Annotated in this window: 3 protein-coding genes; all 3 read right to left on the bottom strand. The window is 63.3% G+C overall.

What is annotated here, in order from left to right:
- Positions 1–1,043 (bottom strand): ABC transporter permease (locus AC0AP0_RS11350; protein ID WP_490430544.1); only part of this gene is annotated, 1,043 nt, incomplete at its 3' end.
- Positions 1,044–1,059: 16 nt separating this feature from the next.
- Positions 1,060–2,370, bottom strand: a complete 1,311-nt coding sequence (locus AC0AP0_RS11345) for an ABC transporter permease (RefSeq protein ID WP_261253343.1) — start codon at positions 2,368–2,370, stop codon at positions 1,060–1,062.
- A gap of 21 nt (positions 2,371–2,391) precedes the next feature.
- Positions 2,392–2,811 (bottom strand): Fe-S-containing protein (locus AC0AP0_RS11340; protein ID WP_490430543.1); only part of this gene is annotated, 420 nt, incomplete at its 5' end.

Here is a 2,811-nt window from a genome sequence, read left to right as displayed (position 1 = left end):
CCCAGCGGCCGTTGGAAGACGGACAGGCAGAGCAGCCGGGCGAAGCCATAGCCCAGGGCCGTGCCGATCAGGCCTCCTGCCAATCCGTAGCAGGCCGACTCAGCCAGAAACTCCATAGCTATCCCCCGCGAGGAAGCGCCCAGGGCCTTGCGCAGGCCGATCTCGCTGCGCCGCTGGGAGACGATGGAGGCCATGGTAGTCCCCACGCCCACAAAGGTCAGGACCAGCACCACCACCGAAACCAGCCAGAAGAGCGACTGGAGCATGGCGATAGTATGGCTGTCGCCCGCTGTGATCCTGGTGACCGGCCGGGCCTTGACCCCCATGGAGGTCATGTCGTTGATGCCTGCGGCAATGGTCTTTAGCCCCGAGGTCATGGTGTTGACCGAGTATTCGATGACATCGGTACCCCGCTTGGCCTCGGTCAGGAGCTCCAGATCAGACAGGTCGGCGTAGATGATCCGATCCTCGGGACCACCGGTATCAACAATGCCGCCCACACGAAAGTCACGGCCCTGGCCTCCGACCTTGCCCGTGTTGGTGACCTGTCCGGCCGGATAGCCGATGGTTATCTGTTTGCCAGTGGTCAGCCCAAGCGAATCAGCCAGGTCCCGCCCCACCATGACCGAACCGGGCCGGGGCCAGGAACCCTCCACGCTCCAGTGGCGGTTGAGCTGACGCACTTGGTCAGGGTGGATGCCGGCCATCACGCGGGCCCCGGCATTGACCTGCACCGTCTCATATCGATAGGTGGCGTACCTTGCCGGAGCCTTGGCGGTGACCATATGGGTGGTGTGGTCCACCATGCCCTGTTCGATGCCGGATTCGGACCGGTTGCCCCCCTGAATGGGCGAGACGATCAAATTGGCCCCGTAGGAACGCATCTCCTGGTTGATCTGTCTAGGGGCCTCGATGCAGACCGCCGCCAGACAGAAGAGTGTGGCCGCCCCCACCAGGGAGGCCACCACCGCCATCAGGGCCCTGCCTCGACGACGGAAGACGGCCCCGAAGAGCATGGTCAGGAACATGCGGGTATTGGTCATATGGCTCTTATGGCGATCAGCGGCCATGAAGCACCTCCGCCGGCCGAAGCCGCAGAATGGATCTGATGGACGAGATGGATGCCAGCAGCACGGTCAGGGCCAGCAGCACGAAAACCAGCACGAAAACCATGGGCCGCATGGTGATGCCTGAGCCGAAGACCACCCTGCCCACGATCTGAGCCACTCCGGAGCCCAGCAGAGCACCGACCAGAGCCCCGACCAGGGCAATCAGGGCCGTCTCGGCCAGCACCAGTCTGGACACGGCCCCGTCCGTGGCACCCAGAGCCTTGAGCAGGGCGAACTCCGAGGACCGCTCGCTTATGGAGGACGCCATCAGGTTGGCAACGGCGATGGCTGCCGCCAGCAGGCTGAGCACGGTCATCAGGATCATGACCGCCTGGGTCTTCTGCAGAACGTCGCCCTGCAGGGCCGCCACCTGCCTGACCTGCTTGGCCATGGACCCGGGAATGGCCTCCTCGATCTGGTAGGCGATGGAGGATGGATAAGCCGTGCAGTACCAGGTCTCCCACTCGTCCTGGGAGAGGGCAGCAGGGTTTCGCGCAGCCTTGCGCGCCAGATCGTTCTCGGGCGTGGTCAGGGCCTTGACCTCCACCTGGTCGATTTGATCGGTCAGGCCGGACATCTCCTGTAGCGGCCGGGTAGGCAGGTAGAGGGAGGAGGCATCGGCATCACCGGAGTCGAAGATGCCTACGATGGTGACGGTCCGCCGCTGATCGCCCAGACCGACCTTGACCTGGTCACCAACCTGACTGCCGCCCAGTCGTGCCGCCAGCTCCTTGCCCATCATGGCCTCGGTCCTGCCGCCGGACCCAGCCTCGTCCTTGGGCCAGCGTCCTTGAACCTTCCACCAGGGTCGAAGACCTTTCAGACCCGCAGTGCTGCTCTCGCCGCTGTCCACCTTGACGGTCCGGCCGAACCAGGTGCCCACCAGGGGGGCGCCGACCTGGTCCACAGTGCCACGAAGGTCCAGGCGGGGGGCGAAGTCGGTGATGTTGTAGGCCCAGAAGATGGTCTTGATCTTGGGCACCTGGGACTCCTTGAGGAAGGCGGTCGGCGTTGACTCGTCACCTGAGGGGCCGCCCTCCTGGTCGCCGTAGAGGTCGGAGACCACGGCATCCGCCTTGGCCTGGACCGTGATATTGGATCCATAGGTGGACAGTTCCGCGTTGAGCTTGTCGCCCACATCGAAGACCACCCCCAGCATGGCAGTAGCTACGCAGGCCGACAGGCAAACCGTGACGGCGATGAGCATTCTTCGCCCAAACTGGCGGCTGAATGACCGCAGCATCATTCGCATGAAGAACATACCAACCGCTCCTTCCCTTTTTCAGCTCTTGAAGTGCGAGGACAGCGCATCCAGATCGGCGGTGCTGATCAGTATGGCCCCTCGGCCTGTCTTGTAAGGCAAGGGAACGGGATTGCAGCCGCCCTTGAACCCGATGGTGGCCAGGTTGATGGCTACGTCGCACTTCTTGCAGATGATCTTGCCGTCTTTTTCGTAGTAGCCCGCATCCCCGCAGTTATCGCAGGCGTCCAGCCCGACCCCATAGGCCGCGCCATTCTTGCGGATGATGATGAAGCGCATCTCGGTGCCGTCCTTGGACCGGTAGCTGAATCGATGCAGGTGGCCATCTTCCACCTGGGAGAAACGAATGGTAGCCGTATCGGAGGTCAAGGAATACTTCTCCGGAGGCGAGAGCACAGGCACCTGGTGGGCCTTGGCGGTACCCACCGTCAGGGCCAAGGT

It is taken from the genome of Bifidobacterium sp. POST2/T3 (B1) (assembly GCF_058197115.1).
The sequence above is the reverse complement of the archived record's forward strand: the minus strand, read 5'-3'. Positions and strand labels throughout refer to the sequence as shown.